Consider the following 5,182-nt stretch of genomic DNA (forward strand, 5'->3'; position numbering starts at 1 on the left):
GGTCTCGGTGGTCCGGTAGCGGTCGATGATCCGGGCGGGACGGCCGGTCAGCCGACCGGCCGGGGTGCCGCCCGGCAGCAGGCAGCGCACCGTCGCCCCCTCGTCCGCCACGATCGTCCCGTCCACGTGTCCCGGCACGAGGGGCGCGGTGACCGCCCGGGCGAGGACCGCGGCGAGGACGACGAGCAGGACCATCGGATGTCGCGGGACCTTGGGGCGGCTCCCCGTGGCCGGGCGGGCCGGTGCGCCGCCGTAGGCGGCGAGCGCCTCGGCCCGGAAGCGCGGGTCCGTCGCGGTCGGGGTCACGGGCGCTTCGGCCCTTCGCACGCCAGGACCGATTCCGGGCCTTCGAACAGCAGGACCGAGGGGACCGCCTCCGGGCGTGCCAGGCGCAGCAGGCCGTAGCCGATCCCGGCGAGTCCCGCCATCAGACCGGGCGTCTCCACCCCGCGCGGCACCCCGCACAGGGGGCCGCGCCGCTCGATGCCGGTCAGGACGCCCGCCGCGAGCCGCCCGACGTGGTCGGCGAGCGCGGGGTCGTCGGTGGCCCGCGCGGCGAGTCGGAGCGCTTCGAGGTTGCCCAGATCGCCGTGGCAGAGGCTGTGGTTGCCGCGCCCGAACCCGCCGTCGAGGGTCGCGCGGACCGCCGTCCGCAGGTCCTCGCGGAGCGGGCCGTCGTCGGGCAGGTGCGGCAGGAGCGCGGCGCGGGCGGCGCCGATGCCGGGTGCGCCGTGGCACCACGCGGTCATGGCGACGCCGGACGGCACGGTGTCCCTGAGGTCGGGCCAGTGACCAGCCTCCGGGTCGTAGGAGGCCCGTTCGAAGCGGAGCGCTCCCTGGACGAGGCCGGTGTACGCGCCCCGTCCGGTGACGGCGTCGAGGCGGGCCAGCGCGACGGCGATGCCCGACGCCCCGTGGGAGAACCCCGTGAGCGGCGCCGAGGGGTTGATGGAGCAGTGCCAGGCGGCCCCGGTCCCCGATGTGTCGGCGCCTGCCGCGAGGTGGTCCGCCATGAAGGTGAGGGCTTCGAGGGTCTCCTCGTCGGGCCGTACGGAGTACAGGGCGAGCCCGGCGAGCACGGCACCGGCCGAGCCCGCCACGACGTCCAGGGCGCGGTCGTCGGGGGCGAGGGCGCGCAGCGGCGCGACGGCGAGGGCCGCGCTGTCGAGCAGGTCACGGCGGTCCCAGAGGGCGCCGAGGTGGCTCAGCGCGTACAGGGAGCCGCCCAGTTCGGCGCAGACGCCCATGCCGAGCAGCCTGACCGTCCGCTCGTCCATGTCACCGAGCCGTTCGAGCTGCCCGACCAGCGCACCGGCCCCCGCCTCGGCCGCCCGCCGGTAGGAGTTCTCACCGGTCTGCTCGGCCAGGTGGGCCAGGAACAGGGAGATGCCCGCGATGCCGTTGTAGAGGTCCATGGAGGCCGGGCCGACCTGCCACACCTTCTCGCCGACCAGGGACAGACCCAGCCAGCAGATCCGGTCCTCGTCGGTCACGGCCAGTTCGAGCAGCCGGTCGCCGGTGCGGCGGGCGGCGGCGAGGAGCGCGTCCTCGGTGGCGGGAGCGCCCGCCAGGGCCGGTGCGGGGACCGGCGTTCCCGTACCGGCGGCACCCTCCACGTCGCCGCCCATCGTCAGCGCCGTGAGCGAGGCTTCGAGGAACCACGTCTGCTGGGCGAGGCCCGCCTCCGACATGGCGCGGACGCGTTGGCGGGCGCGGTCCATGCCGCTCTGTTCGAGCACGTCGTGCAGGACCGTCCCGTCGCTCGACACGAGGTCCAGGGAGTCGGCGGTCGCCGTGAAGATGGGGATGTCGCCGGTGCCGATCTGGTCGAGCTCGGCCGCCGCGACGGCCGCGTCACCCACGGGGCTGTGGTCCTCGCCCCACAGCAGGCTGAAGAAGCGGTCCCGGTCGAGGCCGTCGCGCAGCAGGTCGGGGTGGTAGCCCTCCTGGAGGATGCGGGCGTAGGTCTGGGTGGAGCGCAGGACCACGCGCACGCTGTCGGTGGCGAAGACGTCGAGGGGCCCGCCCGGGGCGAGCAGCGCGTCGCGGTGGGCGAGCAGCAGGCGGTAGGTCTCCTGGAACCCGGCGACCAGTTCGTCCTGGAAGTCCAGGACGGTGAAGGTGTCCTGGGTGAGGGAGGGCAGGTTCTGCCCGCCGCGCATCTCCATCCGCCGCCGTACGAGGTGCATCCGGTCGGTGCCCGGCTCCTGCCAGATGGGCACCGGGGCCGCGGTGAGCTGCCCCGCGGGGTCGCCGAGCCCGCTCAGGTCGAGGCTGTCGGCGGCGTCGTCCTCGAAGGAGATGATCGGGGTGGGCAGCAGGCCGACGGAGAGCACCGACTCGGCCAGCACGCGCAGGGCGTGCGGCGGCATGTGCGGTGGCGGCTCCGTCTCGCCGGTCCGTGGGTGGAACAGCGCCTCCAGGTCGACGAGGACGGGGTGTTCACCCGAGGCGATCAGGTTCTCGTAGTGGAAGTCGGTGGCGGCCAGGCAGTGCAGCAGCGCGAGGTAGGTGCCCTGGCGCCGGTAGAAGCGGGCGACACCGTCGCGGTCGGCGCAGCCGCCGGTGGCGGCGAACTCCGTCCAGCCGTGGTCGCCGTGGTCCACGATCCACAGCGTACGGAGTCCGGGCCGCACGCCGAGGGTGTTGAGCCGTCGCAGCAGGTCCTGGAAGTGGACGTCGACCGCAAGGGAGCGCGGCTTGTAGACCACCTTCCGGCCGTCCGCGAAACGCACGATGGCCACCGAGCGCCCGCTCCGGTGGGAGTCCCCGGCGTTGAAGACGACCTCGCGCACGGCGCCGAGGGTCTCGGGGGTGCCGAGACGTGCCAGCAGCTCGGGCAGGCCGGTCAGCAGGTGCCGGGCGAACTCGACCCTGGTGCACACCCAGTTGTCCACGACGCGTACGAGGTCCCGGGCGAGGACCGGATAGTCCTTGAGCAGGCCGAGGGCGTACGCGGGATCGGCAAGGCCGCGCAGGAAGTCCTTGAACCTGTCCTCCGGCGTCTCGCCGGTGAGGCCGCCCCGCACGCGCAGGACGTTCAGTTCGAGGACGAGGGTGCGGCTGAGCACGCCGGTCAGGCCGACGGGCGGCAGGCAGAGCTGCTCGGCGAGCAGGTCGCCCCTGATGTGCTCGCTCGGGTGCTCCGCGACGAGCCCGGCCAGGGCGGCCCTGATGCGGCGCTCGCCGTCGTCGATGAGGGGCGCGACCAGCGTGAGGAACCCGCGTTCGACCGGGCGTTCCGTCGAGCACCCGGCCGCCCAGGCGCGCTCGATGGCGCGTACGTACTCCGGGGGGCCGGTGAAGCGGGCGGCCACCGACTCCCGTGTCTCGCCGAGGAGACCGGCGAAGTCGGCCTCGGCGAGGCCGAGCGAGTCCAGCCACCTCTCCAGCCGCTCGGGCGTGAAGGTGTAGAACTTCTCCTCCTTCCACCGGGCGAGGCGCCGTCGGCCGCGCTCGGTGTCCACGGCCGAGGCGGGACGGCCGAGAGCGGTGCGTTCGAGGCGTTCGGCCAGGGTGGACGCGAGATGCCACGCGGCTGGGTCAGGGCCGGTGGGGGCGAGCGGACGGACCGCGCTTTCGCTGGTCATGTGGGGTCCCCGTGGTCTTCCGTGGTCTTCTGCGGTCTTCTGCGGTCTTGTGTGGGCTTCTGCGGTCTTCTTGATCGGATGGTGTCCGCGGTCGCGGCAAGGCCCTAGTGGCAGGCCGCGCCGCTGCACGTGTAGCAGCGTTCGGTCACCTTGCAGCAGGTCTGATGACCGCCGCAGTTGGTGTTGGAACTGGTGCCCGCGCAGCAGCCCGCGGTGTTCAGCTGCTCGGTTCTGGCACCGGCCACCAGCGCCAGCGCTTCGTCGGAGAGCTCGACCGGGCCGCACGGATGGCCGGGCAGCACGCGCAGTTCGTCCTCCGAGAGCGAGGACCGGTACTCCGGGTCCTTCCAGGAGCGCACGATGTCCATGGGGTACTTCCCTTCGTCATGAGTCGGTGAGCGGGGTTCCAGGTCGTCCAGTTCGRCGGCCCCCGCCGGGTGGGCGGGGACGGCGGCGCGCTGCTCGGGGGGCAGCGACGCGCGGTACTCGGCATCTCGCCATGCCCGGGCGATGTCAGCCACAGCACCCCTTCGTGCCGCTCCACCCGCAGGTGCCGTTGCACACCGTGTTGTTCAGGGTCCAGCAGCCCGCCACGCCGGTCACACAGACCGAGACGGTGAGGGCGCAGACGCTCCCGGTGCCTCCGGCGAGGTCGGCCAGCTCCTGGTCGTCCAGTTCGACGGCGCCCGCGGGGTTGGCGGGGAGCGCGGCCCGTTGTGCGGGACTCAGTGCCGCGCGGTAATCGGCGTCTCTCCACGCCCTGGTGATGTCCATGTGGTCTCCCTCGCTGGTCCGGCGCACCCCGGCGCCAGGCCCGTCGGGGGCCCGCCGCGCATGCGTCCGGTGCTCCTGATCAGCTTCGGGCGCCCGCTGTCCCGGAGGGATGAGTCAGCGGTCCCTTCCCTGTCCCGTCCGCGTCCCGTCCGCCCGCGGGACGGGCTCGGCCGTCTCGCCCCCGGTCGGCAGCAGCGCCCGTACGCTCGTGCCCCGGGCGTCGCTGACCACCTCGAAGGAGCCGCCCACCTCCCGCGCCCGCTCCGCCATCGAGCCGAGCCCGACACCTCCCGGGCGCACCTGTGCGGGCAGCCCCGAACCGTTGTCGCTGACGGTGAGCAGGGCGGTGGAGCGGCCCGCGGCGACCCTGACCTCGCACCGTGCGGCCCCCGCGTGCCGTACGGCGTTGGCCAGGGCCTCGGCCGCGATGCGGTAGACGGCGCCCTCGACCGGGGCGGGCAGCGGCGGCAGCGGTGTCGGCTCCAGATGGACGCTGATCGCCATGCCGGGCCCCGCGAGCCGCTGGGCCAGGTCCCGCAGGGCGAAGCGGGGGGGGGGGGGGGGGGGGGGGGGGGGGGGGGGGGGGGGGGGGGGGGGGGGGGGGGGGGGGGGGGGGGGGGGGGGGGGGGGGGGGGGGGGGGGGGGGGGGGGGGGGGGGGGGGGGGGGACCCAGTAGGTGTGCGACCAGCGATCTCCCGGGCGGGCGATGAACGGCGACGGCTTCGCGGTACGGGCCGAGGGACTGCGGAAGAGGTACCGCGACAAGGACGCCCTCGACGGCTTCGACCTGCGGGTCGAGCAGGGCACGGTGCACGGGC

The 5,182-nt window shown here is 74.6% G+C and carries 5 protein-coding genes; all 5 read right to left on the bottom strand.

What is annotated here, in order from left to right:
* On the bottom strand, nucleotides 1-306 hold a 306-nt coding region (locus AB8Z36_RS30545; protein ID WP_369216629.1), incomplete at its 3' end, for a hypothetical protein.
* Nucleotides 303-3,590 carry a type 2 lanthipeptide synthetase LanM family protein gene (locus AB8Z36_RS30550; protein WP_369216630.1) on the bottom strand — a complete coding sequence of 1,096 codons (3,288 nt, stop codon included), beginning with the start codon at nucleotides 3,588-3,590 and terminating at the stop codon, nucleotides 303-305. The genes AB8Z36_RS30545 and AB8Z36_RS30550, both read right to left, overlap by 4 nt.
* 104 nt (nucleotides 3,591-3,694) lie before the next feature.
* Nucleotides 3,695-4,111 carry a mersacidin/lichenicidin family type 2 lantibiotic gene (locus AB8Z36_RS30555; protein ID WP_369216631.1) on the bottom strand — a complete coding sequence of 139 codons (417 nt, stop codon included), beginning with the start codon at nucleotides 4,109-4,111 and terminating at the stop codon, nucleotides 3,695-3,697.
* Nucleotides 4,104-4,364 (bottom strand): mersacidin/lichenicidin family type 2 lantibiotic, encoded by a 261-nt coding sequence (locus AB8Z36_RS30560; RefSeq protein WP_369216632.1) that lies wholly within the window; start codon nucleotides 4,362-4,364, stop codon nucleotides 4,104-4,106. The genes AB8Z36_RS30555 and AB8Z36_RS30560 overlap by 8 nt, the downstream gene beginning before the upstream one ends.
* 114 nt (nucleotides 4,365-4,478) lie before the next feature.
* Nucleotides 4,479-4,868: a sensor histidine kinase gene (locus AB8Z36_RS30565; RefSeq protein ID WP_369216633.1), complete on the bottom strand. Its 390-nt coding sequence runs from the start codon at nucleotides 4,866-4,868 to the stop codon at nucleotides 4,479-4,481.
* Between the last annotated feature and the right edge of the window lie 314 nt (nucleotides 4,869-5,182).

Source organism: Streptomyces flavofungini (assembly GCF_041028215.1).
Lineage (GTDB): Bacteria > Actinomycetota > Actinomycetes > Streptomycetales > Streptomycetaceae > Streptomyces > Streptomyces flavofungini_B.